A 25,385-nucleotide genomic window follows, 5' to 3' on the forward strand; every position below is an offset into this window, starting at 1 on the left:
AGGGATATTCATGAGCATTCATAAAGTGATGGTCATTGGCGCGGGGCAGATGGGATCTGGTATTGCACAAGTTTGCGCAATGAGCGGTTATGAAGTTCTTTTACATGATTTAAAAGAAGAATATGTAGAAAAAGGCTTAGGCACAATTATCAAAAACCTTTCCCGTCAAGTTGAAAAAGGGAAAATGGCAGCTGGGGATAAAGATGCAACCCTTTCACGATTGACTTCATCAACAGATTTAAAAAATGCCGCTGGGGTTGATTTGGTGATTGAAGCGGCGATTGAAAATATGGAAATTAAAACAAAGCTATTCGCCGAGTTGGATGAAATTACTCCGAAACACGTAATTCTTGCATCCAATACTTCTTCTCTACCGATTACCGAAATAGCCGCCGCCACAAGAAGACCGGAAAAGGTAATTGGCATGCATTTTATGAATCCCGTTCCGGTCATGAAGCTGGTTGAGATTATTCGAGGTCTTGCAACAACGGACGAAGTTTATAAAAAAGTTGAGAAAATGGCGGAATCTCTAAGCAAGGTACCGGTTGAAGTAAATGATTTCCCTGGCTTTGTCTCGAACCGGATTTTGATGCCGATGATTAATGAGGCCATTTATACACTATACGAGGGTGTCGCTACTAAAGAGGCAATCGATGACGTGATGAAGCTAGGAATGAATCATCCGATGGGTCCGTTGACACTAGCCGACTTCATTGGGTTGGACACATGTTTATACATAATGGAAACCCTTCACCAAGGGCTAGGAGATGATAAATACCGTCCATGTCCTCTGTTAAGAAAATATGTAAAAGCAGGGTGGTTAGGTAAGAAGTCAGGACGTGGCTTTTACGAATATAACAAATCATAGAGAGTATGCAGCTAGGGAGGAATGAAGGAATGGATTTCAAGTTTACAGAAGAGCAGGAAATGATGCGGAAAATGGTACGTGATTTTGCGGTGAATGAGATTACCCCACATATCGAGGCAATGGAAAGAGGAGAGTTCCCCAAAACAATCCTGCATAAAATGGGTGAGCTTGGGTTAATGGGAATCCCGATTCCAGAACAATATGGGGGAGCGGGTATGGACTTTATGTCTTATATTATCGCCATTAATGAAATTTCCAAAGTTAGCCCGACTCTCGGTGTCATATTGTCTGTTCATACTTCTGTTGGAACAAATCCAATCGTTTATTTTGGAACGGATGAGCAGAAGCAAAAATATGTGCCTAAGCTTGCCGCGGGAAAATTGTTAGGTGCTTTTTGTTTAACAGAACAAAGCTCAGGTTCCGATGCTGCTAGTTTGAAATCAAAAGCGGTCAAGGAAGGCGGTATGTATCGAATAAATGGATCCAAGGTATTTATCACCAACGGTGGCGAAGCAGATGTATATATTATTTTTGCCTCAACCAACCCTGAGAAGGGGAGCAAGGGAATCTCTGCCTTTATCGTAGAAAAAGGAACCCCGGGCTTAATCATTGGAAAAAATGAACGTAAAATGGGTCTTCATGGATCGAGCACCGTACAGGTAACCTTTGAAGATATGAAAATACCTGCAGCTAATATCCTTGGCAACGAAGGAGAGGGCTTTAAGATAGCGATGGCCAACTTGGATTCTGGAAGGATAGGCATTGCTTCTCAAGCACTTGGAATCGCTGAAGGTGCTTTGGAACATGCTGTCCAATATGCAAAAGACAGAGTGCAATTTGGTAAACCAATTGCAACCCAGCAGGGGATTGGTTTCAAGCTGGCTGAAATGGCAACGAACATAGAAGCTTCTAGACTACTGGTCTATCGAGCGGCGTATTTACGCTCCAAAGGGTTGAATTGCGGCAAGGAGGCGTCCATGGCTAAGCTATTCGCTTCGAGGACGGCTGTTGAGGTGACAATAGAAGCCGTTCAAGTTTACGGCGGCTATGGATACACAACGGAATATCCAGTCGAGCGCTATTTCAGGGATGCAAAGGTAACCGAAATATATGAGGGTACCAGTGAAATACAGAGGATGGTCATCAGTAAAAATCTATAAAAAAGAAAAAAGTGGGGGACATAGTCATGCAATTTAAACTAACAGAAGAACATGAAATGATCAGAAAAATGGTACGCGACTTTGCCCAAAATGAAGTGGCTCCGTCAGCCGCTGAAAGGGATGAAGAAGAACGATTTGACCGTGAGATTTTTGATAAAATGGCTGAACTGGGATTGACAGGGATTCCATGGCCAGAAGAATATGGCGGCATTGGAAGCGATTACTTAGCTTATTGTATCGCGATTGAGGAACTTTCCCGTGTTTGCGCTTCTACGGGAGTAACTTTATCCGCTCATACCTCTCTTGCAGGATGGCCAATTTACAAATTTGGATCTGAAGAGCAAAAACAAAAATACCTTCGTCCGATGGCGCAGGGTGAAAAAATAGGTGCGTATGGTCTGACGGAGCCAAGCTCAGGCTCTGACGCTGGTGGTATGAGAACGACTGCAAAGCTTGTAGGTGATGAATATATTATTAATGGTTCAAAAATTTTCATCACGAATGGCGGGATTGCTGATACGTATGTAGTTTTTGCATTGACAGACCCTGAATCCAAACAAAAAGGAACAAGTGCCTTTATCATTGAAAAAGACTTCCCGGGCTTTAGTGTGGGTAAAAAAGAGAAAAAGCTGGGGATTCGTTCATCACCTACCACGGAAATTATTTTTGATGAGTGCCGTGTGCCTAAAGAAAATCTTCTTGGCAAAGAAGGAGAGGGCTTTAAAATTGCGATGATGACGCTTGATGGTGGCCGTAACGGAATTGCGGCCCAGGCAGTCGGCATTGCACAAGGTGCATTGGATGCAGCAGTTGACTATGCAAAAGAGCGTGTCCAATTTGGAAAACCAATTTCCGCACAGCAAGGCATCGGTTTTAAATTAGCGGATATGGCGACAGGAGTGGAGGCTTCAAGGCTATTAACCTATCAGGCAGCTTGGTTAGAGTCAGAAGGTCTTCCTTATGGAAAAGAGTCGGCAATGTCAAAACTATTTGCAGGGGATACAGCAATGAAAGTGACGACAGAGGCCGTGCAAGTTTTCGGTGGTTATGGATATACAAAAGATTATCCAGTTGAACGCTATATGCGTGATGCAAAAATCACCCAGATCTATGAAGGTACGCAGGAAATTCAAAAGCTGGTCATCTCAAGGATGATAACTAAATAGAATTGAAATCAGGTTTTCCGGTGAGGAATCGTTCTTCCCGGAATACCCTTTTCATTTTTCAAAAGACTGTCTTTTGAACATTAAATGATAGGCTTTCCAAAAGGGGTTAGAAAATGGAGAAAAGAGAAGTTCATGCGTCAGTAAAGGATGAGCGGCTGGTTGAAAAAAGGCGCACACAAATGATAAAAGGTGCGGTGACCCTTTTTAAAGAAAAGGGATTTCATCGTACTACGACGAGGGAAATCGCTAAAGCCGCTGGTTTCAGTATAGGTACGTTATATGAGTATATCCGGACAAAGGAAGATGTTTTATATTTGGTCTGTGATTTTATTTACGATGAAGTTCAGGAAAAACTTCAGAAAGAAATTGAACAGAGTGATGGGACACTAGAAAGTCTGAAACTGACAATCGCTTATTTTTATCAAGTAATGGATGAAATGCAGGACGAAGTTCTAGTTATGTATCAAGAAGTGAAAGCTCTGACGAAAGATGCATTACCATACGTGCTAAACAAAGAAATCCAGATGGTAGGTATGTTTGAAAAGGTCATAACAAAATGTGTCGAAAATGGGGAGCTTCTGTTAACGGAAAATCAAATAAGTCTTGTTTCTCATAACATTTTTGTTCAGGGACAGATGTGGAGTTTTAGAAGATGGGCTTTACACAAAAAGTATACGCTTCAAGAGTATGTTGAACTGCAGACACAATTATTGATTCAAAATGTATCGATTCAGAAAAGTACTTTGATATGAATTCGTTTCAATAAGGAGGAGCTAAATGAGTACAGTTGAGGTGTATAAACCAAAGAACCATATCCGATTCGTGACTGCTTCGAGTTTATTTGATGGACATGATGCATCTATTAACATCATGAGGAGAATCCTTCAGGCTAGCGGTGCGGAGGTTATTCACCTAGGCCATAATCGCTCGGTAGAGGAAATAGTTAACGCGGCGATCCAAGAGGATGTTCAAGGTATAGCGATGTCATCTTACCAAGGTGGGCATGTGGAATATTTTAAATACATGTATGATTTGTTGAAGGAAAAGGGAGCTCAGCACATTCGGATTTTTGCCGGCGGAGGAGGAGTCATCATCCCACGGGAAATTAAAGAGCTTCATGAGTATGGAATTGCCCGTATTTTCTCTCCTGATGAGGGACGGGAGTATGGGCTTCAAGGCATGATTAATGTATTGATGGAGGAGTGCGACTTTTCAACCGTCAAACCATCCTTGCAGGAACGCTTTGATGAACTGATCGCAGGGGAAACAAGCGCCATTGCCCAATATATTACCTTCGCTGAAAATAGACTCGATGCTGTAAATGAATCTGCGGCTGCGGTGGAGAGCCTCCTTGAGCAAATCAAGACATCTGAAAAGCAGGTTCCGGTTCTTGGGATAACAGGGACGGGAGGAGCAGGGAAAAGTTCGCTGACTGATGAATTGATTCGTCGATTTATAAACGAAATTCCAGATAAGAAGGTGGCCATCCTTTCTGTCGACCCGACAAAGCAAAAAACAGGTGGTGCCTTGCTTGGTGACCGAATCCGAATGAATGCAATTTTTTCTGAGCGTGTTTACATGCGGAGCCTAGCCACTCGTCGTTCAAAAAGTGAGTTGTCTTTAGCGATTAAAGATGCCATTTCGGTTGTGAAGGCAGCTGGCGTCGATTTAATTATCGTTGAAACGAGCGGAATTGGTCAGGGGGATGCGGAGATTGCTGAGATATGCGATGTGGCTATGTATGTGATGACGAGTGAGTTCGGTGCTCCTTCCCAGCTTGAAAAAATTGATATGATTGATTATGCCGATTTAATAGTGATAAACAAATATGAGCGTAAAGGTTCCGAGGATGCAAAAAACCAAGTTCAAAAACAATATCAACGTAGCCGTACGCTTTTTGATCAAGATCCTTCTGAAATGCCAGTCTATGGCACAATTGCTTCCCAATTCAATGATCCAGGAACGAATGCATTATTCGCTGCACTAATTGAAAAATTAAATGAAAAAGCAGGGACAGAGTGGAGTACTACTTTTTCAAAAGAAGCGGAAGTATACAAACAAAATGTCATAATTCCAACCGACCGCCGCTATTATTTACGTGAAATCAGTGATACGGTCCGATCGTATCATAAGCGGGCTGGTGAACAAGTCCGTTTTGCCCGCAGACTCTTTCAGCTCGAAGGAGCAATTGAAGCAGTTAAGGAAAATGAAAGTAATGAAGACGTTATCAATTCTCTGGAAACACTGAAAAAAGAAACCGCTTCTAAATTATCTTCTGAATCAAAAAAGATCCTTTCTGGATGGATGGACTTAAGAGAAAAATATGCAGGGGAGCAGTTTGTAACAAAAATCCGGGATAAAGAAATCATCACAAAGCTGAAAACTAAAAGCTTATCAGGTCTAATGATTCCGAGAGTATCACTGCCTAAATATGTGGACTATGGAGAAATATTAAGTTGGGTCTTCCGTGAAAACGTACCTGGCTTCTTCCCTTATACAGCCGGAGTCTTTCCATTCAAGCGTGAGGGAGAAGACCCTAAGCGGCAATTTGCTGGTGAAGGTTCACCGGATCGAACCAACCGACGTTTTCATTATTTGTCAAAGGACGATAATGCCAAACGACTCAGTACGGCTTTCGATTCTGTGACGTTATATGGGGAAGATCCTGATTACCGGCCGGATATTTATGGAAAGGTAGGTGAAAGCGGCGTCAGTATCTGTACGTTGGATGACATGAAAAAATTGTATGCCGGCTTCGACCTATGCCACCCATCGACCTCTGTATCCATGACTATCAATGGTCCTGCGCCAATTATTTTGGCCATGTATATGAATACAGCGATTGATCAGCAGGTTCAACTGAAAGAAAAAGAGTTGGGCCGTTCTCTTACAGATGCCGAAACTGAACAAGTGCAGGCTTACACGCTTCAAACGGTACGTGGAACCGTTCAAGCCGATATTCTAAAAGAAGACCAAGGGCAGAATACATGCATCTTTTCCACGGAATTTGCCCTAAGGCTGATGGGGGATATCCAAGCGTATTTCATTGATAATAAAGTCAGAAATTATTATTCGGTATCCATTTCTGGGTATCATATCGCTGAAGCAGGCGCCAATCCTATTTCACAATTGGCTTTTACTTTAGCAAATGGATTTACTTATATAGAGTATTACTTAAGCCGCGGAATGAATATTGATGACTTTGCACCGAATTTGTCTTTCTTCTTCTCGAATGGGCTAGACCCGGAATATACGGTTATCGGAAGGGTTGCAAGACGGATCTGGGCGACAGTCATGCGTGATAAATATGGAGCGAATGACCGTAGTCAGAAGTTGAAATATCATATCCAGACGTCGGGGCGCTCTCTCCATGCGCAGGAAATTGATTTTAACGATATCCGAACGACACTTCAGGCATTAATGGCCCTGCAAGACAACTGCAACTCCCTGCATACGAATGCATACGATGAAGCTATTACTACACCTACGGAAGAGTCTGTACGTCGTGCAATGGCTATTCAAATGATCATTACAAAGGAGCACGGGCTATCAAAAAATGAAAACCCGATGCAGGGTGCTTTTGTAGTAGAAGAGTTGACAGATCTAGTTGAGGAAGCGGTACTACAAGAGTTTGATCGCATCAATGATCGGGGCGGTGTATTGGGTGCTATGGAGACACAATATCAACGCGGGAAAATCCAGGATGAATCCATGCATTACGAAATGAAAAAGCATACGGGAGAATTGCCGATTATTGGGGTTAATACGTACTTGAATCCTAATCCTCCTTCAGAAGAAGCTGTGAACAGCATGGAGATTGCCCGTGCCACGAAAGAAGAAAAGGAAGGGCAGATCATTAACTTGCAGGCATTTCAGGAAAAAAATAAAGCGTTCATAGAAGAAGCCCTAACTAATTTAAAAGCAGCGGCGATGAACGGGGAAAATATTTTTGCTGAACTCATGAATTGTGTGAAAGTGGCTAGTTTGGGCCAGATTACACGTGCATTATATGATGTCGGCGGACAATATCGAAGAAATATGTAAAGTTAAGGGGTACTCCGAAATTGAGGAGGCCCCTTTTTCAAAAAAATTCCGAGTTTTTTTCGCAAAATGTAAATTTTCCCTTATAATTATTTGGTAAAGGGGCAAAAATGATGAATCAGCCCTATTGGAGTTGAGAAAATGAACCTGAAGATGATTGGATTAATCATAGGTTATATTTTTGCTATCATTATTTTATTTGAGTTGTATGAGCATCAATTAGGCGCCGTTTCCTTTTTTATTCTATCTGTAGTATTTTTTACTGCGACCTATCGTCAGAAATCATTGAAGAGTAAATAAAATCTGTTTAAAGATTTCTGTTTACATAAACGTAAGGGTAAATCTGTGAAAGTATCAGATAGAACTAGCATAAACCCAATTAGATTGTTTATAATGGAGTATATGTCTAGCAGGAATTGTCGTTATTTTATCGAAATACTGTTTTAGATTATTTTTTTATGTGAAAAAACACAGAATTTAGTGTTTGAATAGAGAAGGGAAGTGCGGAATTTGAGTTTAAAACAATACTCAAAAGAGCAGTTATTGGAAATGTCCTTAATAGAGATGGCATATGATTTGTTAGTGGAAAGAAATGAACCGATTCCATTTAAAGATTTAATAAGTGAGTTAGCTACGCTTCATCATTTATCTAAAGCAGAAGTGGCAAAAAGAATTGCTCAATTCTATACAGATTTGAATGTAGATGGCCGATTTACTTCACTTGGAGACAACCGCTGGGGATTGAAAACATGGTACCCAGTTGACCAAATTGAAGAAGAAGTTGTACATGTTGTAAAACCGAAGAAGAAAAAGAAAGCTAAAAAAGCCGCTGTGGTTGTCGACGATTTCGATGAGCTTGAAGATGAAGATCTTGATTTTGAAGAAGATATCGATGATTTAGACGAAGATGAGGATGACGACGACGATGATCTTTTAGGTGCTCCAGTAATCGACGAGGAACTTTTAGAAGATGACGTAGACGATGATGACGATCTAGAAGAAGAAATAATTGAAGACGAAGCATTTGTCATAGAAGACGATGAGGACGAAGATGAAGACGAAGAAGAGCTTGATGAAGATCATGAGAAATAAATAATCGCCCTTGACTTTTTAAGGCGAAATTTGTAGAATCATTTTTGGGCTCCTTAAAAAAGGACACAATGATTAAATTATATCGCTCCCTTACTTTTATTGTAAGCGGAGCGTTTTTGTTTTTAATGATGGAATGAATAAATGACATCATTTTTTTATTTTTTAAAATGATTTCTCTTATAAGGGTAAAACTATAGAGAACATAATTAAATGTTACTGTCATTTAAGGAAATTTATTCTTATTCGTGTATCCGGCATGACTCTCACTAAAGACCTTTAAGTAATTATTGGTTTGTACTGCTTTGCGGTCTTAAACGAAAAGGACAAGAAGTTAAAACCTGCCTTGTGCTTTTAAACCGCCAGTGTGGCGGCAGAAAATTAATTTATATCATAAAGATGCGGGTTCTGTTTTAAATGTATTTGAAAAAGTAAGAGAACAGCATTGGATGAAAACATTCTATAGGAGGATATGAGATGACAAAATATATTTTTGTAACAGGTGGAGTAGTTTCTTCCTTAGGAAAAGGGATAACAGCTGCTTCTTTAGGTAGACTTTTAAAAAATAGAGGCTTGAATGTAACGATTCAAAAATTTGACCCTTATATTAACTTAGATCCAGGGACAATGAGTCCTTATCAACATGGTGAAGTGTTTGTAACAGATGATGGTGCTGAAACAGATTTGGACCTTGGTCATTACGAGCGTTTTATTGATATTAACCTTGGCAAACACAGCAATGTGACAACAGGTAAAATTTATTCAACCGTCCTAAGAAAAGAGCGCCGTGGCGACTACTTAGGTGGAACAGTTCAAGTTATTCCCCATATCACAAATGAAATTAAAGAACGGGTATTCCGTTCAGGTAATGAAACTAATGCGGATATAGTCATAACTGAAATCGGTGGTACGGTCGGGGATATTGAGTCTCTTCCATTCCTTGAAGCGATTCGTCAAATTAAAAGTGATATCGGAATCAATAATGTTATGTATATCCACTGTACACTTGTTCCTTACATCAAAGCTGCTGGTGAAATGAAAACAAAACCGACACAGCATAGTGTAAAAGAATTACGTAGTCTTGGAATTCAGCCGAATATCATCGTTGCACGTACAGAAAGCCCAATTTCACAAGATATGAAGGATAAAATTGCGTTATTCTGCGATATCGATAAAAATTCAGTTATCGAATGTCTAGATGCAGATACACTTTACTCTATCCCTCTTGCGCTTCAAGCACAAAACATGGACCAAATCGTTTGTGATCACTTGAAATTGGACTGTGGCGAAGCGGATATGGAAGATTGGAAAGAGCTTGTCAAAAAGGTTACTTCTTTATCAAAGAAAACGAAAATCGCTCTTGTCGGAAAATATGTTGAATTGCAAGATGCTTACCTTTCTGTTGTGGAAGCACTTAAGCATGCAGGTTACGCATTTGATGCGGATGTTGAAATCGACTGGGTAAATTCTGAAGATGTTACAAAAGAAAATGTGGCTGAACTTCTTCAAGATGCAGATGGAATCCTTGTTCCTGGAGGATTTGGAGATCGTGGAATCGAAGGGAAAATTGCAGCTACTGAATTTGCCCGCACCACAAAAACACCATTCTTCGGAATCTGTTTAGGTATGCAGTTGGCATCCATTGAATATGCACGCAACGTTCTAGGATTGACAGAAGCGCACTCAGCTGAAATTAATGAGGAAACTCCAGACCCAATTATTGACCTTCTTCCTGAGCAAAAGGATGTAGAAGATTTGGGTGGTACACTGCGTCTTGGTCTATACCCTTGTAAGCTTATCGAAGGAACTAAAGCATACGAAGCGTATAATGATGAGGTTGTTTATGAACGTCACCGTCACCGTTATGAATTCAACAACCATTACCGTCCAGCTATGGAAGAGGCAGGATTTGTCTTTTCTGGTACAAGCCCAGATGGTCGCCTAGTTGAAATCATTGAATTAAAAGATCATCCTTGGTTCGTGGCTTCACAATTCCACCCGGAATTCACGTCACGTCCTAACCGTCCACAGCCACTATTCCGTGACTTCGTTGGCATGTCTTTAAAAAACAATAAAAAACAATAATAAAACAAAAAAACAGCCCATGTGGCTGTTTTTTTTATTGAAGAATTAATCTTCATTTTCATATTCTTGAATAATTTCTACAAGGGTGAATTTAATTCCATAATAAGCAAAAAGAGCGACGATGAGGGTTGGATATCCATATCGATTTCCTGTTTCATCGGGGATTAAGCCTCGTTGAATTCGTAAATCTATATGTACATCAGCAAGCTCCAAAAGCGATTCTTCTTCTGATGGAACAGCTGTTGAAACCGCAACAAATGGTATATCCTCCTTCTGAAGCTGTTTAGCCAGCTTTACGGCTTCTGAATCGTCTGAATGACGGCTGAATAAAAGAAACCGATCTTCTCGGGAAATAGCCGCGCCATCTTCGTATCTTTTTGCTTTAGGAAAGGGTTCCGCCCCTTCCAACGCTTCAGCTGCCACTCCTTGCATTTCGCCGAACCCGTGTACAAAAACAGATCCGTCTCCAACCGCAGCCTGAGCTAACAAGCGTCCTGCATCCTCCATTTCGAAGGCTTCCTTTTCCATCATTTTATTAAATAAACCACTTATCTGCGTCGAAAAAATTTTTAACATGCTAGAAACTCCTTTAAAAATAGTACCCCTATTATAAAGGACTTTCCCCTGCATTGACAGGTTTCGGGGCTTAAGGCTGAAAAGACGAATTTACATAATCGATTGAAAAAACAAAAAAATATAAATCCTTTTAGCCATATGGCAGGAATTTTGTTACAATTATCGAATATGAACATAGAAATCAGTGATAAAATAGAAGCATTGACATCTATGTAATTTGACGGCAATCTAACGAACTACCCTTTGGCAGGTAATTTAGTCAGGCAGATACATTTTTTATAATAATAAATTGGGAAGAGGTGAGGTGAAAAAATGTCAGGGAAAATATTAATTGTTGATGATCAATTTGGGATTCGTATTTTATTGAACGAGGTTTTACATAAAGAAGGGTATGATACATTTCAAGCAGCGAATGGCATTCAAGCCTTAGAAGTGTTAAATAATCATTCACCTGATCTTGTATTACTGGATATGAAGATTCCAGGAATGGATGGAATTGAGATTTTGAAGCGGATGAAGGTAGTTGATCCAGACATTCGGGTCATTATTATGACCGCTTATGGTGAACTTGATATGATTCAAGAAGCAAAAGACTTAGGAGCCATGACTCACTTTGCCAAGCCGTTTGACATTGATGATATTAGAAAAGCTGTGCGTGAATACTTGCCAATTCAATCAAGTTAACAGTCTTTATGATTAATATTATTATAAATTAAAGAATGCCACGGCTATCTTTTAAAAGATTGGCCGTGTTTTTTTGGAATAAATTTGAGACTTGATATAGTGAATTTGTTGCTGTTTTTTTCATGTATTGATATGCTAAAAGAGGAGAGATATTCCGATTTATAAGTGTATGTTCCAAAGGTTTTAGGGAATATCTAGATAGAATTAACTTTAAATAATAAACATTCACTAGTAGGAGGAAATCAAATGCCTTTAGTTTCTATGAAAGATATGCTGAATAAAGCTCTTGATGAAAAATATGCAGTAGGTCAATTTAATATTAATAATCTGGAATGGACACAAGCTATTCTAGCTGCTGCAGAAGAAGAAAAATCTCCAGTCATTCTTGGTGTTTCTGAAGGGGCTGCCCGTCATATGGGTGGTTTCAAAACGACAGTTATGATGGTTCAAGGTTTATTGGAAGACATGAAAATCACAGTACCTGTGGCAATTCATCTTGACCATGGTTCAAGCTTTGATAAATGTAAAGAAGCTATCGAGGCAGGATTTACGTCTGTAATGATCGATGCTTCACATCACCCAATTGAAGAAAATATTGAGACGACGAAGAAAGTTGTTGAATATGCTCACGCACGCAATGTTTCCGTTGAGGCAGAAGTGGGCACTGTTGGTGGACAAGAAGACGATATAATCGCTGATGGAGTCGTATATGCAGACCCTCAAGAGTGCGAACAGCTAGTTAAAGAAACGAATGTTGACTGCTTTGCACCAGCATTGGGATCTGTTCATGGTCCATATAAAGGAGAACCTAACCTAGGCTATAAAGAAATGGAAGAGGTACGGGATTTAACACACAAACCTCTAGTACTCCATGGCGGTACAGGTATTCCTACGAAAGATATCCAAAAAGCGATCTCTTTTGGAACATCAAAAATCAATGTCAATACTGAAAATCAGATTGTTTTCACAAAAGCTGTACGTGAGGTTCTAAATAGCAACTCAGAAGTTTACGATCCTCGTAAATTCTTGGGACCTGGCCGTGAAGCGATTAAAGAGACTGTCATCGGAAAGATAAGGGAATTTGGTTCAAACGGTAAAGCGTAATTCTATAGCCATTAGGTTTTATCATTTTTAAATTTAGAATATCCATCGGAGGGGCACTCTTCCCCTTTGATGGTATCTATTTATACGTGCGGCCAAAAATCGCACTTTGTTTTTTGAACAATTAGAATTCAGATGCATATACAGCAAAAAAAAAAGATTACATACGGAGGAAAACTTATGAAATTCTTTATTGATACAGCAAACATGGAAGAAATCAAACAAGCGCACGAACTTGGCGTATTAGCAGGAGTTACGACTAACCCGTCTCTTGTTGCAAGAGAAAAAGGTGTATCTTTCCATGACCGTTTAAAAGAAATTACAAGCCTTGTAAAGGAATCTGTTTCTGCAGAAGTCATTGCGCTTGATTTTGAGGGAATGATGGCTGAAGCTCAAGAACTTATTGCTATTGCCCCTAATATCACCATTAAAGTACCAATGACTCCAGACGGATTGAAGGCTGTTGCGGCTTTAACAAAACAAGGAGTCAAAACAAATGTTACCCTTATTTTTAGTGCCAACCAGGCATTATTAGCTGCTAGGGCAGGAGCAACTTATGTTTCTCCATTTTTAGGACGCTTAGATGATATCGGTCAAAATGGCCTGGATTTAATCTCTGATATTGCTGATATTTTTGCAATTCATGATATCAATGCTGAAATTATCGCAGCTTCAATTCGTCACCCGATGCATATTACAGAAGCTGCTCTTAAAGGAGCCCATATTGCAACGATTCCTTATAAAGTCTTAATGCAATTATTCCATCACCCATTAACAGATAAAGGGATTGAAGCTTTCTTGAAGGATTGGAATTCTCGTACAGAAGCATAATTTACCTTGCCGCTAAGTCGCTATAAATTGCACCGGTAAAATGGAAATAAACAAAATTAGAAATTTTTATCATTTTTTTACATGACTTTTCTATTTTTGTGTAAACTAAGAAACTAGATAGTAAATGTTGTCGGATTATGCAATTTTCTTGTGGTAAAATATTACTTTTTGGAAGTAGCTTCTAAGTGCTTAGCGTGGAAGGGAGTATATTATGGAAAAACTTAAAATTGCCGGTGGCTATCCTCTAAAGGGAAGCATTCGTGTCAGCGGTGCAAAAAATAGTGCGGTCGCCTTGATTCCTGCAACAATTTTAGCGGACTCTCCTGTAACGATAGAAGGCTTGCCTGATATCTCAGATGTTGAGATGCTGAAAGAGTTAATGGAGGAAATTGGCGGCGATGTTGCCTTTAATGATGGAGAAATGACAGTAGACCCCAGCAGGATGATTTCAATGCCTCTGCCTAACGGAAGAGTGAAGAAATTACGTGCCTCTTATTATTTAATGGGCGCGATGCTAGGGAAGTTTAAAAAGGCTGTGATTGGCCTGCCTGGAGGTTGCCATTTAGGTCCTCGACCAATAGATCAGCATATAAAAGGTTTTGAAGCACTTGGCGCACAAGTGACGAATGAACAAGGTGCTATTTACTTAAGGGCAGATGAGCTACGAGGCGCACGTATCTATTTGGATGTCGTGAGCGTCGGGGCAACGATTAATATTATGCTTGCTGCCGTTTTGGCTAAAGGAAGGACAGTTATTGAAAATGCAGCGAAAGAACCGGAGATCATTGATGTTGCCACGTTGTTGACCAATATGGGAGCAAAAATCAAGGGTGCTGGAACGGATATTATCCGTATTGATGGTGTGGACAGTTTGCATGGTTGCAGACATACGATCATACCTGATCGGATAGAAGCTGGAACTTTCATGATTTTAGCCGCAGCAGTCGGCGAAGGCATCTTGATTGATAATGTCATTCCCCAGCATTTAGAGTCGTTAACGGCCAAAATGCGGGAAATGGGCATAAATATTGAGGCTGGTGATGATCAAATCTTTGTTTCTCCAGGTGAGAAATATAAAGCGGTTGATATCAAGACGTTAGTTTACCCTGGGTTTCCAACAGATCTTCAGCAGCCCTTCACGTCTCTTCTAACAAAAGCAAGTGGTTCTAGCATGGTGACCGATACGATTTACGGGGCCCGCTTTAAGCACATAGATGAACTGCGGCGCATGAATGCAAAGATTAAAGTCGAAGGCAGAGCCGCAATTATTAATGGTCCGGTTCAACTTCACGGTGCAAAAGTAAAGGCAAGTGATTTACGTGCCGGAGCAGCTTTAGTAATTGCCGGCTTAATGGCAGAAGGGATTACTGAAGTGACCGGGCTTGAGCATATAGATCGTGGATACAGTCATCTTGTAGAGAAACTTTCAGGTTTGGGAGCAACGATTTGGCGTGAAGAAATGACGGAAGAAGAAGTGGAGCAGCTTAAAAGCTGATCCGTTTCTTGCTGCCTCATTGTGTTACATATATAAAGTAATGTGTTATACTAATATATAAATAAAGCATGCTAGTGCACATTGAGGGGGAACCAAGAATGGAAAGAAGTTTATCGATGGAGCTTGTTCGCGTGACAGAGGCGGCGGCGCTATCTTCTGCACGTTGGATGGGAAGAGGAAAGAAAGACGAAGCAGATGATGCAGCAACAACTGCAATGCGGGATGTTTTCAATACAATTCCTATGCAAGGTACAGTTGTAATCGGTGAAGGGGAAATGGATGAAGCTCCAATGCTTTATATTGGTGAGAAGCTTGGTACTGGGCTTGGGCCATTAGTGGATGTTGCGGTTGATCCTTTAGAAGGAACGAATATCGTTGCATCAGGAGGTTGGAATGCTTTAGCAGTCTTGGCGATTGCAGATAAAGGGAATCTGCTTCATGCTCCGGATATGTATATGGACAAAATAGCAGTTGGTCCTGAGGCAGTTGGACAGATTGATATCAATGCATCAGTACTGGACAACCTGAAAGCGGTAGCCAAAGCAAAAAATAAAGATATTCAAGACGTAGTCGCAACGGTATTAAACCGCGATCGTCATTCGAAGATCATTCATGAACTTCGTGAGGCAGGTGCCCGGATTAAGTTAATCAACGATGGAGATGTTGCTGGTGCCATTAATACGGCATTCGACTTAACTGGTGTTGACATATTATTCGGATCAGGCGGAGCTCCAGAGGGAGTTATTGCAGCTGTGGCTTTGAAATGCCTCGGAGGAGAAATTCAAGGTAAGCTTCTTCCTCAAAGTGAAGAAGAAGTGGCTCGCTGTGGGAAAATGGGTCTTGAGTTAGGGAAAGTCTTGAGAATGGAAGATCTGGTTCGTGGAGATGATGCAATTTTTGCTGCAACAGGTGTGACGGATGGAGAACTTTTACGTGGTGTTCAATTTAAAGGCCATTACGGTGAAACACAATCCGTAGTCATGCGTGCTAAATCAGGTACCGTTCGTTTCATTGATGGAAGACATAGTCTAAAAATTAAACCGAATGGCTTAATTGACTGAGACTATTTTCATAAAAAATTACCGAGAGAAAGCGAGCGGTTTCATCGCTCGCTTTCTCTATAAAAAAATTTAAGTTGAATAATTAAAATAAAAAAAGTAAAATAAAGCTTGGTCTACTAATAATTGATTTGAATATATATAATCTGCCCTTTCACTCCAAACTTCAAGAAGCCTTCAAATAATTTTCTTCTTTACATGTAAAAATGTATCATCCTTTCTAAGAAAACTCTGGTCGGGTACATGGATTGCGGTTTTTCTTCCATTTAACAAACCATTTCTTTTTCAGTATGGGTGAAAACGTTTAATTAATAAAAGTGTGGTGTCATAATGAATTTAACTATTTCCAATTTAGAAAACATGAAACTAAAGGACCTCTATGAGCACGCGCGTGAATATAAAGTTTCCTATTACAGCAAACTGTCAAAAAAGGAACTTATTTTCGCAATCTTAAAGGCACAAGCTGAGCAAGATGGTCTTCTGTTCATGGAAGGCGTTTTAGAGATTATCCCTTCAGAGGGCTTTGGTTTCTTACGTCCAATTAACTATTCTCCAAGCTCGGAGGATATCTATATTTCTGCTTCGCAGATCCGCAGATTTGATTTGCGTAACGGTGATAAGGTTTCCGGTAAGGTTAGGCCGCCAAAAGAAAACGAGCGTTATTATGGATTGCTGCATGTTGAAGCTGTCAATGGAGATAACCCAGAGTCCGCTAAAGAGCGTGTTCATTTCCCAGGCTTAACACCGCTGTATCCAAACAGACAAATTAAACTGGAAACAACACCGAAGAATTTATCAACGAGAATTATGGATGTCTTAGCACCTGTTGGTTTTGGACAGCGTGGTTTGATTGTTGCACCGCCAAAGGCTGGTAAAACGATGTTAATCAAAGAAATTGCTAATGCCATAACCACGAATCATCCGGAATCGGAATTGATTGTATTGCTTATTGATGAACGTCCGGAAGAAGTAACAGACATTGAACGTTCCGTGGCTGGGGACGTGGTTAGTTCGACGTTCGATGAAGTGCCGGAGAACCATATCAAAGTGGCAGAACTAGTGTTAGAACGGGCAATGCGCCTAGTTGAACATAAACGTGATGTTATTATTTTAATGGACAGTATTACTCGTCTGGCACGTGCATACAACCTTGTCATTCCGCCAAGCGGTCGTACACTATCCGGAGGGATTGACCCGGCTGCATTTCACCGGCCAAAACGTTTTTTCGGTGCAGCTAGAAATATCGAAGAGGGTGGTAGCTTGACGATTCTTGCTACAGCTTTGGTAGATACAGGTTCCCGAATGGACGACGTCATTTATGAAGAGTTTAAAGGTACAGGTAATATGGAGCTTCATTTAGATCGGGCCCTTGCAGAAAGACGTATTTTCCCAGCGATTGATATTCGTCGCTCTGGTACTCGTAAAGAAGAACTGTTAATTCCGAAAGATCGTTTGGATAAACTTTGGGCAATTCGGAAAACAATGTCTGATTCACCTGATTTTGCCGAAAAATTCCTTCGCCGTTTAAAACAGACAAAAGGAAATGAAGAATTTTTCAGTAAGTTGGATGAAGAGATGTTAGAAATGAAAAAGGGACCAGCAAACGCAAAACGTTCGTAAACAGGGAAAGAAACAAACTGTTGCACAACTACTCTTAAGTTGCTATAATGAGTTCATGTGTTTTTACAATAAATGTGAGGGTACTTTTCCCACACCTTGAAGTATATAACTCTGTTTCGAATGATTCAGGGCAGAAGGAGCTGAAAAGAATGAAAACTGGAATTCATCCAAATTATAAACTTTCAAAAGTATCTTGCTCTTGCGGAAACACTTTTGAAACTGGTTCAGTTAAAGAAGAGATCAAAGTTGAGACTTGTTCAGAATGCCACCCATTCTATACTGGTCGTCAAAAATTCGCTGAAGCTGGCGGACGTGTTGATCGTTTCAACAAAAAATACGGTATTAAATAAGCCGGACTTTTCAAAAAACAGGCAAGTATTTTTCTTGCCTGTTTTTTCTTTTCTGTAAACAAGTTTGAATTTATATAAAGCCGGGTCTAATTCCATTATGGCCAAGGGATTGACAGGTGGAAGGGAGTAGCTGTTTCCATGTATGTAATGAAACAAACAGGCTGGATCGAGCTTATTTGCGGAAGCATGTTTTCAGGTAAATCTGAGGAATTGATTAAACGAGTCAGCCGTGCTCAATTTGCTAAAGAGCAAATAGCTGTTTTTAAACCTGCTATAGATAATCGCTATGCGGAAGAGGCTGTCGTATCACACAATGGGTCCTCTGTGATGGCAAAACCTATTGCCCATTCAACAGATATTTTTAAGTATTTAGACAAGCCCTTAGATATCATTGCAATAGATGAAGTGCAATTTTTTGATCATGAAATTGTCGGGGTTGCCCAGCATCTTGCGGACAGCGGTTATCGAGTGATTATGGCAGGACTCGATCAAGATTTCAGAGGTGAACCATTCGGTCCTATGCCTGCTTTATTGTCGCTAGCGGAATCAGTAACAAAGCTACAGGCTGTGTGTGAAGTGTGCGGATCACCTGCGAGCAGGACACAACGATTGATTAATGGTGCACCGGCCTCCTATGATGAGCCGATCATCCTTGTAGGCGCATCGGAATCATACGAGCCCCGTTGCCGCCATCACCACGAAGTCCCAGGCAAGCAGACGGCAGGGATTAAAGAACATATTTAAATCATGGTGCCTTAAGATCCAAAGAGATCTTAGGGCACTTTTATTAATTACAGAAGTTCAGCTAAAAAAGAGCCTAAGGGAAAACTGCTATTACCTTGAGTGTTAGAGTGGCAAAACCTTGTGTTTTATTGATATCAAATTCAAGAGGGTATCCTTTGTTGTTACTTATTTAGCCCTGTGTGTCCCTTTCATGGATCAATCATTAGACCTGTATAAGTCTCTTCATTTTTCTATTCCCCCTCTCGCCTACTCAAAACTATTCAGTCCTATACGTTACCGCATTCAATTGCTTTTAAATTCTTGATTTAGAGTTTTATCAAACTTGATTTTATGCTAATAATAGAGTTGTTTAATTATAGAAAAAATCGTATACTTGACACAAAAGTCGTTTACTATTGTTGTTGTTGTATGGAAAAAATTCTTTTCTAATATCTCTTGCAAAGTGAGTCCTTCAGTAGATAATAAAGCTGTTTATTATCAAATAAACTATTTAGATAAGGGATAGACGAGAATAGACACCGAATCAGCAGGTGCCTATTCTCGTCTTATGCTATTTTATGTAGTTTAGTTTCCACAATTTTTATTCCGCGAAATTGTTTATCTTCATCGTAGTCATGATTTGTAATACCTCCTGTAACAACACCTGCCAGAAAGATGCTATGGACATTTGCCTTATACGTATCTGAATTAATTGAATAATGTATTTTTTGTGTACCAATTAGTTGTTTATTCCTGTAAATCGGGTGAGGTATGCACCCGTGAAATTCACCTAATTTTACAGGCGGGTTAAGTATTTAACCTTTATTAGAAAGATATTAATTTATGGGGTGTGACAAATGAAAAAGAAATTGTTTGGAATTATAGTATTAGCTACATTAGTTTCATCTTTTATGTTAGGGGGTTGTAATCAACAACTCGATCAATCTGGTGATGCAAATGGTGAGGGTATTCAGAAGAAAAAGGACGAACTTGTGATGGCTTTTGGATCTGAGCCTGAAGCAGGTTTTGATCCAACGACTGGATGGGGACGTTATGGTTCACCGCTATTCCAGAGTACTCTACTAAAAAGAGATAACAAGTTAAACATTGTAAATGATATTGCAACCAGTTATAAAGTCAATGAAGATGGCAAGGTTTGGACTGTAATCTTGCGTAAGGATGTGAAATTTTCAGACGGTCAACCATTAACCGCTGATGATGTAGTCTTTACATTTGAAACAGCTACTAAAAATGGGTCAGTTGTTGATCTTAATGGTATGGATAAAGTAGAGGCAATGGATGATTACACAGTAAAATTCACATTAAAAGAACCTCAATCAACATTTGTTAATTCTTTAGTAGGAACGGGAATTGTCCCAAAACATGCATATGGAGCAGACTATGCTGAAAACCCTATAGGTTCAGGGCCTTATCAGCTCGTTCAATGGGACAAGGGGCAACAGCTTATTATAAAGGCTAATCCTGAATACTATGACAAAAAGTCGTATTTTAAAAAGATAACCTTTTTATTCTTAAACGAGGATGCGTCATTTGCTGCTGCACAAGCGGGAAAGGTTGATCTTGCCTATATACCAGCTGCGTTTAGTAACCAGGAAGTACCTGGAATGAGACTGGAATCAGTAAAAACCGTAGATAATCGGGGAATCGTCTTCCCATTTATAAAGTCAGGGGATTTTACTGAAGATGGTTTACCAATTGGTAACGATGTAACAGCCGATCCAGCTATTCGTCATGCGATAAATATTGGAGTAGACCGAAAAGCACTTGTGGATGGAGTCTTAGAAGGACGCGGGACTCCAGCCTATACTTCAGTGGATGGCCTTCCTTGGTGGAACCCAGATACAGTCATTAAAGATGCTGATTTGGACGGTGCGCGAAAACTTTTGAAAGAAGCCGGGTGGAAGGATACAGATGGAGATGGGATTCTTGAGAAAGACTCTTTGAAAGCGGAGTTCACTCTTTATTACTTAGCGAGTGATGCAATAAGACAATCTCTTGCCATTTCTGTGGCCGATATGATCGAGCCACTAGGAATTCATATTAAATTAGAAGGTGGAAGCTGGGATATTATTGAAAAGAAAATGTATTCGAATGCTGTCCTTTTAGGTTGGGGAAGCCATGACCCTCATGAGATGTATAACATTTATAGTAGTGAATTTGCAGGGGTAGACTATTATAATACTGGTTTTTATCAAAACAAAACGGTAGATGATTATTTTGAAAAGGCTCTTCGCGCTACAAGTGAAACAGAAGCAATTGAGTTTTGGAAAAAAGCGCAATGGGATGGAACAACAGGTTTAAGTGCGAATGGCGACGCTCCATGGGCCTGGTTAGTGAATATTGATCATTTATATTTAGTGAAAGATGGACTTGATATCGGAGAACAAAGAATCCATGTTCATGGTCATGGTTGGCCTGCAACAGATAATATAGTTGAATGGAAATGGACTAAGTAACTGTGCGTAAATATATAGGTGGAAAGCTTGGATTATTTTTATTGTTGAAAGGTTTAAGAATGGTCACATTATTATTTGCCATTTGTTTAATTTCTTTTCTATTAATAAAAAACTCTCCGATTGATCCAATTCAAGCCTACATCGGTGCAGATATGTTGAAGGTAGGACCTGAGCAACGGGAGAAGATAGCTGAATATTGGGGAGTTGACCAACCAGTTATGGTGCAGTTCTTGAATTGGGGCTCTGCTTTGCTAACAGGTGATTTAGGAATTTCAATGATATTTCGCCGCCCGGTAATTGACATAATTGGTGAACGATTCTTAAATTCCCTAGCGCTCATGATATCAGCTTGGGTATTATCAGGTATGATTGGATTTGCCATGGGTGTTGTAGCGGCAATGAAAAAGGGGACTTGGGTTGATCGAATAATAAAATGGTACTGTTTCACACTAGCTTCAACTCCTACCTTCTGGATGGGGCTCCTTATTCTTATCGTTTTTGCCGTTTGGCTAAAATGGTTTCCAATTGGAATGGGGGTTCCAGCTGGGGTCCTTGCGGAAAATGTCACAATGGTGGATCGAATCAATCATCTTATTCTGCCAGCGATCACACTTAGTATAGTTGGGGTCGCTAATGTGGCACTACATACGCGCCAGAAGCTGATTGATGTTCTTGCTAGTAATTATGTCTTATTCGCTAGGGCGAGAGGTGAACAAGGTTTTGTCTTGTTTTGGAGACATGGATTACGTAATGTTGCTTTGCCAGCGATTACCTTGCAATTTGCGGCTTTTAGTGAATTGTTTGGTGGAGCAGTGCTGGCTGAGCAAGTTTTTTCATATCCCGGTTTAGGACAGGCTACGGTAGAAGCGGGGCTAAGGGGAGACGTTCCCCTTTTATTGGGATTAGTTATATTTAGTACAATATTTGTTTTTGTAGGAAATTTACTGGCTGATTTGAGCTATCGTTTATTAGATCCGAGAATGAGGGAGGGGAGAAGATATGATTTCAAGCCTCAAATTAAAAAATAAAGATAATCATAAACAACTTCCTTCGAATCGAAAGCGACTGGACGCTTTTTATAATCCTAATTTCAATTATTTTTTTAGTAATTGTTATATTAGGAGGTGTTTTAATTGATGAGGGGAGAATTGTAACAAATCTTAATGATCGAAATGCTCCTCCATCCCTAGACCATCTCTTTGGTACCGATTGGTTAGGTAGAGATATGTTTACAAGAACGGTAATGGGACTTTCTTTAAGTATAGGAGTTGGATTGATTGGAGCAATTGGAAGTGCGTCAATTGCTCTTTTCTTGGGTATGGCAGCAGCAACAATGGGGAAAATGGTAGATCGTCTTATTTCATGGCTCATCGACCTTTTTCTGAGTGTACCACATCTCGTAACTCTTATTCTTATCGCTTTTACATTAGGGGGAGGATTTAAAGGAATTGTAATTGGATTAACTTTAACACATTGGCCAAGTCTTGCTCGAGTCATCAGGGCAGAGGTTATGCAAGTCCGTTCAGCGGAATATGTTCAGGTTTCACAGAAAATGGGGAAATCCCAATGGTGGATTGCTTTGCATCATATTCTTCCACATATAGCTCCACAACTCTTAATTGGTTTTATGTTACTGTTTCCTCATGTTATTTTACATGAGGCGGCAGTTACATTTTTAGGTTTAGGATTGTCGCCACACGAGCCGGCAATTGGAATTATTCTATCAGAATCGATGAAGTACTTATCTTCAGGTATGTGGTGGCTTGCCTTTTTTCCAGGGCTTTGTTTGCTGATTATCGTTAGAACGTTTGATCAGATTGGAGAGAATATCCGGATGCTCATAGATCCTAATAGGGCTCAAGATTAATCAGATATGCTACGTTCAATATTAAGAGGAGTTAACAAATGCCTATTCTTGAAGTGGAAAATTTATCAGTATCTTTTAAGCAATATACTGGACTTAAACAGAAAACTCATAAAGTTATATCAAGTTTAAATGTTACTCTTGAGGCAGGTGAGATTCTTGCTGTTGTTGGAGCGAGTGGATCGGGAAAAAGTCTGCTCGCACATGCCATTCTAGGAATACTGCCGAGAAATGCAAGTATAAGTGGAGTAATTAAATATGCGGGAGAGGAACTCACCCCTGATCGGCAAACTGTATTAAGAGGTAAGGAAATTGCTCTTGTACCACAATCGGTAAACTTTCTGGACCCACTCATGCGTGTTGGAAGTCAAGTCCGTACTTCTGTAAAAAATGGGGATGCTGTATCGGTTCAACGAGAGGTTTTTGAGCGCTATCACTTAAGGCAAGAGGTTGAGAAAATGTATCCATTTCAACTTTCTGGAGGTATGGCCAGGAGGACGCTTCTATCCACTGCTATGGTAAGCGGAGCAAAGGTGATTATTGCGGATGAGCCTACTCCAGGGCTCGACCCCGATGTAATAAAGGAAGCGCTAAATAATTTTAGAGAGGTTGCCGACAATGGTTGTGCGGTGATGCTGATAACTCATGATATTGAATCGGCCCTTAATATTGCAGATAAAATTGCCGTATTTTATGCAGGAACTACAGTAGAGATAGCTCCAGTGAAGAACTTTAAAGGTCACGGTGAGGAAATACGGCATCCTTATAGTAAGGCTTTGTGGAGAGCATTACCTCAAAATGATTTTATTCCAATTCCAGGTTCGCAACCTCATCCAAGTTCATTACCAGCGGGATGTTTGTTTGCACCACGTTGCGAAATGGCAACACCTGAATGCCGACAAGTACAACCTGAAATGCGAAAACTTAGGGGGGGAATGGTGAGGTGTATTCATGCAACTTGAAGCAAAAGACATCGGATTTCGATATGGAAATGGACCATGGCTGTTTCAAGGAGTCAATTTAACGCTAGAGCCAGGGGAAATCGTTGGCATCACTGGTCCAAGTGGATGTGGGAAAACAACTTTTTGCCGGATTTTAGCGGGTTTTGAGACACCAATTGAGGGAACTGTGACCTTTAATAGTGCTCCATTGCCAAAGAAAGGATATCATCCTGTTCAATTGATCTTTCAGCATCCAGAAAAAGCAATTAATCCACGATGGAAGATGCACAAGATTCTTAATGAAGGATGGAAACCCAATAAAGAGGTGTTAGAATTACTGGGAATTGATCGGGAGTGGCTAGAACGATGGCCTAACGAACTATCCGGAGGAGAGCTACAACGATTTTGTGTTGCCCGTGCATTAGGACCCAATACTCGATTTCTAATTGCAGACGAAATGACAACAATGCTCGATGCAATCACACAGGCTCAAATCTGGCATGCTGTCATTGAAATTGCTAAAAAGAGAAAGATGGGAATAGTAGTTGTAACTCATGAATCTAAGCTTATGCATAGACTTTGTCAACGTGTGATTGATTTTAATGATTTTAGTTGAGATAAAGAAATTAATTGAATGACAGTAGAAAAGGAGATCTCTTTAACAGAGACCTCCTTTCTTATATTATCTATTTCTAATCATTCTCTTTACTATTATTTTCTTGTTCCGCTACTTTTTCGTGGATTTCTGATTCAATTGCCTCAACCAGATCCTCTTCAAGCTTTTGCTTTGGCTGAGGATGGAACCATTGAATTTCTCCTTCATGAACAAAGCCTTTGAATTCCTCTCCCTGCACTTGCAAAGAAAATTGTCGGCGTTCATGTACCCGGTCTTCAAATGCTGGTTTTAATTCAAGGTCTTTAATCTCTTTTGAAATTCCATAGTGTCGCATTAATGAATGTATGGTAGTTTCAATAATGTCCACTTTACTTTCACCAATCTTTTGTTTTGGGTGAGGGTGGAGCCAATGAATTTCATCCTCATGAAAATGCCCCTTGAATTCCTCTCCTTGGACCTTAAAAGTGAATGCGTGTCGCTCGTGAACACGGTTCTCAAACACTGTTTCTACCTCAAAATCTTCAAGTTCGGGTTTTGCATTCTTATCTTCAGGCATACTGTATCCCCTCTCATGAAAGTTTCTACTTAAATATTTTTCCTGGATTATCGTAAATATTGAGTTACAAGATCGGTAAAATAC

The 25,385-nt window shown here is 40.1% G+C and carries 22 protein-coding genes and 1 pseudogene; 21 read left to right on the forward strand and 2 right to left on the reverse strand.

All coding sequences use genetic code 11. The features are described 5' to 3' along the window. The first annotated feature begins 10 nt into the window (after positions 1-10). The 8 genes from JFU50_RS10780 (at position 11) to JFU50_RS10815 (ending at position 10,409) form a co-directional block, all read left to right on the forward strand. Complete coding sequence (locus JFU50_RS10780) at positions 11-868, forward strand: 3-hydroxybutyryl-CoA dehydrogenase (protein ID WP_056524130.1); 858 nt, start codon at positions 11-13, stop codon at positions 866-868. A 29-nt stretch (positions 869-897) separates the two neighbouring features. Beyond that, positions 898-2,028 (forward strand): acyl-CoA dehydrogenase, encoded by a 1,131-nt coding sequence (locus JFU50_RS10785; RefSeq protein WP_201222577.1) that lies wholly within the window; start codon positions 898-900, stop codon positions 2,026-2,028. A 26-nt stretch (positions 2,029-2,054) separates the two neighbouring features. After that, entirely contained in the window at positions 2,055-3,194 is a 1,140-nt protein-coding gene (locus JFU50_RS10790; protein ID WP_053348446.1) for an acyl-CoA dehydrogenase, read from the forward strand. 113 nt (positions 3,195-3,307) lie between these two features. Next, positions 3,308-3,946 carry a TetR/AcrR family transcriptional regulator gene (locus JFU50_RS10795; protein WP_201187512.1) on the forward strand — a complete coding sequence of 213 codons (639 nt, stop codon included), beginning with the start codon at positions 3,308-3,310 and terminating at the stop codon, positions 3,944-3,946. Between the two features lie 25 nt (positions 3,947-3,971). Further along, complete coding sequence (icmF, locus tag JFU50_RS10800) at positions 3,972-7,238, forward strand: fused isobutyryl-CoA mutase/GTPase IcmF (protein WP_201222579.1); 3,267 nt, start codon at positions 3,972-3,974, stop codon at positions 7,236-7,238. Between the two features lie 138 nt (positions 7,239-7,376). Then, a complete protein-coding gene (locus JFU50_RS10805) occupies positions 7,377-7,535 on the forward strand; it encodes a hypothetical protein (protein ID WP_201222581.1) in 159 nt (52 codons plus the stop codon). 210 nt (positions 7,536-7,745) lie between these two features. Further along, the gene (gene rpoE, locus JFU50_RS10810; protein ID WP_201187508.1) at positions 7,746-8,327 is read left to right on the forward strand and encodes a DNA-directed RNA polymerase subunit delta; all 582 of its coding nucleotides are present in this window, start codon (positions 7,746-7,748) and stop codon (positions 8,325-8,327) included. 474 nt (positions 8,328-8,801) lie between these two features. Further along, a complete protein-coding gene (locus JFU50_RS10815) occupies positions 8,802-10,409 on the forward strand; it encodes a CTP synthase (RefSeq protein WP_056524140.1) in 1,608 nt (535 codons plus the stop codon). A 45-nt stretch (positions 10,410-10,454) separates the two neighbouring features. Here JFU50_RS10815 and JFU50_RS10820 read toward each other — a convergent pair whose 3' ends face one another. After that, a complete protein-coding gene (locus JFU50_RS10820) occupies positions 10,455-10,985 on the reverse strand; it encodes a DUF2529 domain-containing protein (protein WP_201222584.1) in 531 nt (176 codons plus the stop codon). Between the two features lie 312 nt (positions 10,986-11,297). On the opposite strand from JFU50_RS10820, the gene JFU50_RS10825 reads away from it, so the two are divergent. The 13 genes and pseudogenes from JFU50_RS10825 to JFU50_RS10885 all read left to right on the forward strand — a co-directional run bounded on the left by JFU50_RS10825 (position 11,298) and on the right by JFU50_RS10885 (position 24,745). Next, positions 11,298-11,669, forward strand: a complete 372-nt coding sequence (locus tag JFU50_RS10825; protein ID WP_053348452.1) for a response regulator — start codon at positions 11,298-11,300, stop codon at positions 11,667-11,669. A gap of 246 nt (positions 11,670-11,915) precedes the next feature. Then, a complete protein-coding gene (locus JFU50_RS10830; RefSeq protein WP_201187504.1) occupies positions 11,916-12,773 on the forward strand; it encodes a class II fructose-bisphosphate aldolase in 858 nt (285 codons plus the stop codon). A 177-nt stretch (positions 12,774-12,950) separates the two neighbouring features. Further along, on the forward strand, positions 12,951-13,601 hold the full coding sequence (fsa, locus tag JFU50_RS10835; protein WP_053348454.1) for a fructose-6-phosphate aldolase: 651 nt from the start codon (positions 12,951-12,953) through the stop codon (positions 13,599-13,601). A 211-nt stretch (positions 13,602-13,812) separates the two neighbouring features. Then, a complete protein-coding gene (locus JFU50_RS10840) occupies positions 13,813-15,096 on the forward strand; it encodes a UDP-N-acetylglucosamine 1-carboxyvinyltransferase (RefSeq protein WP_056524149.1) in 1,284 nt (427 codons plus the stop codon). 98 nt (positions 15,097-15,194) lie between these two features. Then, the gene (glpX, locus tag JFU50_RS10845; RefSeq protein WP_053348456.1) at positions 15,195-16,157 is read left to right on the forward strand and encodes a class II fructose-bisphosphatase; all 963 of its coding nucleotides are present in this window, start codon (positions 15,195-15,197) and stop codon (positions 16,155-16,157) included. Between the two features lie 327 nt (positions 16,158-16,484). Next, a complete protein-coding gene (gene rho, locus JFU50_RS10850) occupies positions 16,485-17,774 on the forward strand; it encodes a transcription termination factor Rho (RefSeq protein ID WP_053348457.1) in 1,290 nt (429 codons plus the stop codon). A 149-nt stretch (positions 17,775-17,923) separates the two neighbouring features. Further along, the gene (gene rpmE, locus JFU50_RS10855) at positions 17,924-18,124 is read left to right on the forward strand and encodes a 50S ribosomal protein L31 (protein WP_053348458.1); all 201 of its coding nucleotides are present in this window, start codon (positions 17,924-17,926) and stop codon (positions 18,122-18,124) included. Positions 18,125-18,262: 138 nt separating this feature from the next. Beyond that, positions 18,263-18,868, forward strand: coding sequence for a thymidine kinase (locus JFU50_RS10860; RefSeq protein ID WP_053348459.1), 606 nt, complete (start codon positions 18,263-18,265; stop codon positions 18,866-18,868). A gap of 836 nt (positions 18,869-19,704) precedes the next feature. Further along, positions 19,705-21,324, forward strand: a complete 1,620-nt coding sequence (locus JFU50_RS10865; RefSeq protein ID WP_201187502.1) for an ABC transporter substrate-binding protein — start codon at positions 19,705-19,707, stop codon at positions 21,322-21,324. A 59-nt stretch (positions 21,325-21,383) separates the two neighbouring features. Continuing rightward, complete coding sequence (locus JFU50_RS10870; RefSeq protein WP_201222585.1) at positions 21,384-22,352, forward strand: ABC transporter permease; 969 nt, start codon at positions 21,384-21,386, stop codon at positions 22,350-22,352. Next, positions 22,324-23,191: pseudogene (locus JFU50_RS10875) on the forward strand (ABC transporter permease). The gene JFU50_RS10870 and the pseudogene JFU50_RS10875 overlap by 29 nt, the downstream one beginning before the upstream one ends. Positions 23,192-23,229: 38 nt before the next feature. Beyond that, on the forward strand, positions 23,230-24,150 hold the full coding sequence (locus JFU50_RS10880; protein WP_201222587.1) for an ABC transporter ATP-binding protein: 921 nt from the start codon (positions 23,230-23,232) through the stop codon (positions 24,148-24,150). Beyond that, positions 24,140-24,745, forward strand: coding sequence for an ABC transporter ATP-binding protein (locus tag JFU50_RS10885; protein ID WP_201222589.1), 606 nt, complete (start codon positions 24,140-24,142; stop codon positions 24,743-24,745). Before JFU50_RS10880 ends, JFU50_RS10885 begins: the two co-directional genes overlap by 11 nt. Positions 24,746-24,821: 76 nt before the next feature. On the opposite strand, the gene JFU50_RS10890 is transcribed toward JFU50_RS10885, so the two are convergent. Continuing rightward, positions 24,822-25,301 carry a hypothetical protein gene (locus JFU50_RS10890; RefSeq protein WP_201222591.1) on the reverse strand — a complete coding sequence of 160 codons (480 nt, stop codon included), beginning with the start codon at positions 25,299-25,301 and terminating at the stop codon, positions 24,822-24,824. Positions 25,302-25,385: the final 84 nt, after the last annotated feature.

The organism is Peribacillus sp. TH14 (genome assembly GCF_016651145.1).
Lineage (GTDB): Bacteria > Bacillota > Bacilli > Bacillales > DSM-1321 > Peribacillus > Peribacillus butanolivorans.

Bases quoted from the DNA above. Each gene is read 5' to 3' on its own strand.
- JFU50_RS10780 (WP_056524130.1), top strand. From the start codon at position 11: ATGAGCATTCATAAAGTGATGGTCATTGGCGCGGGGCAGATGGGATCT.
- JFU50_RS10785 (WP_201222577.1), top strand. From the start codon at position 898: ATGGATTTCAAGTTTACAGAAGAGCAGGAAATGATGCGGAAAATGGTA.
- JFU50_RS10790 (WP_053348446.1), top strand. From the start codon at position 2,055: ATGCAATTTAAACTAACAGAAGAACATGAAATGATCAGAAAAATGGTA.
- JFU50_RS10795 (WP_201187512.1), top strand. From the start codon at position 3,308: ATGGAGAAAAGAGAAGTTCATGCGTCAGTAAAGGATGAGCGGCTGGTT.
- icmF (WP_201222579.1), top strand. From the start codon at position 3,972: ATGAGTACAGTTGAGGTGTATAAACCAAAGAACCATATCCGATTCGTG.
- JFU50_RS10805 (WP_201222581.1), top strand. From the start codon at position 7,377: ATGAACCTGAAGATGATTGGATTAATCATAGGTTATATTTTTGCTATC.
- JFU50_RS10815 (WP_056524140.1), top strand. From the start codon at position 8,802: ATGACAAAATATATTTTTGTAACAGGTGGAGTAGTTTCTTCCTTAGGA.
- JFU50_RS10820 (WP_201222584.1), bottom strand. From the start codon at position 10,985: ATGTTAAAAATTTTTTCGACGCAGATAAGTGGTTTATTTAATAAAATG.
- JFU50_RS10825 (WP_053348452.1), top strand. From the start codon at position 11,298: ATGTCAGGGAAAATATTAATTGTTGATGATCAATTTGGGATTCGTATT.
- JFU50_RS10830 (WP_201187504.1), top strand. From the start codon at position 11,916: ATGCCTTTAGTTTCTATGAAAGATATGCTGAATAAAGCTCTTGATGAA.
- fsa (WP_053348454.1), top strand. From the start codon at position 12,951: ATGAAATTCTTTATTGATACAGCAAACATGGAAGAAATCAAACAAGCG.
- JFU50_RS10840 (WP_056524149.1), top strand. From the start codon at position 13,813: ATGGAAAAACTTAAAATTGCCGGTGGCTATCCTCTAAAGGGAAGCATT.
- glpX (WP_053348456.1), top strand. From the start codon at position 15,195: ATGGAAAGAAGTTTATCGATGGAGCTTGTTCGCGTGACAGAGGCGGCG.
- rho (WP_053348457.1), top strand. From the start codon at position 16,485: ATGAATTTAACTATTTCCAATTTAGAAAACATGAAACTAAAGGACCTC.
- rpmE (WP_053348458.1), top strand. From the start codon at position 17,924: ATGAAAACTGGAATTCATCCAAATTATAAACTTTCAAAAGTATCTTGC.
- JFU50_RS10860 (WP_053348459.1), top strand. From the start codon at position 18,263: ATGTATGTAATGAAACAAACAGGCTGGATCGAGCTTATTTGCGGAAGC.
- JFU50_RS10865 (WP_201187502.1), top strand. From the start codon at position 19,705: ATGAAAAAGAAATTGTTTGGAATTATAGTATTAGCTACATTAGTTTCA.
- JFU50_RS10870 (WP_201222585.1), top strand. From the start codon at position 21,384: ATGGTCACATTATTATTTGCCATTTGTTTAATTTCTTTTCTATTAATA.
- JFU50_RS10880 (WP_201222587.1), top strand. From the start codon at position 23,230: ATGCCTATTCTTGAAGTGGAAAATTTATCAGTATCTTTTAAGCAATAT.
- JFU50_RS10885 (WP_201222589.1), top strand. From the start codon at position 24,140: ATGCAACTTGAAGCAAAAGACATCGGATTTCGATATGGAAATGGACCA.
- JFU50_RS10890 (WP_201222591.1), bottom strand. From the start codon at position 25,301: ATGCCTGAAGATAAGAATGCAAAACCCGAACTTGAAGATTTTGAGGTA.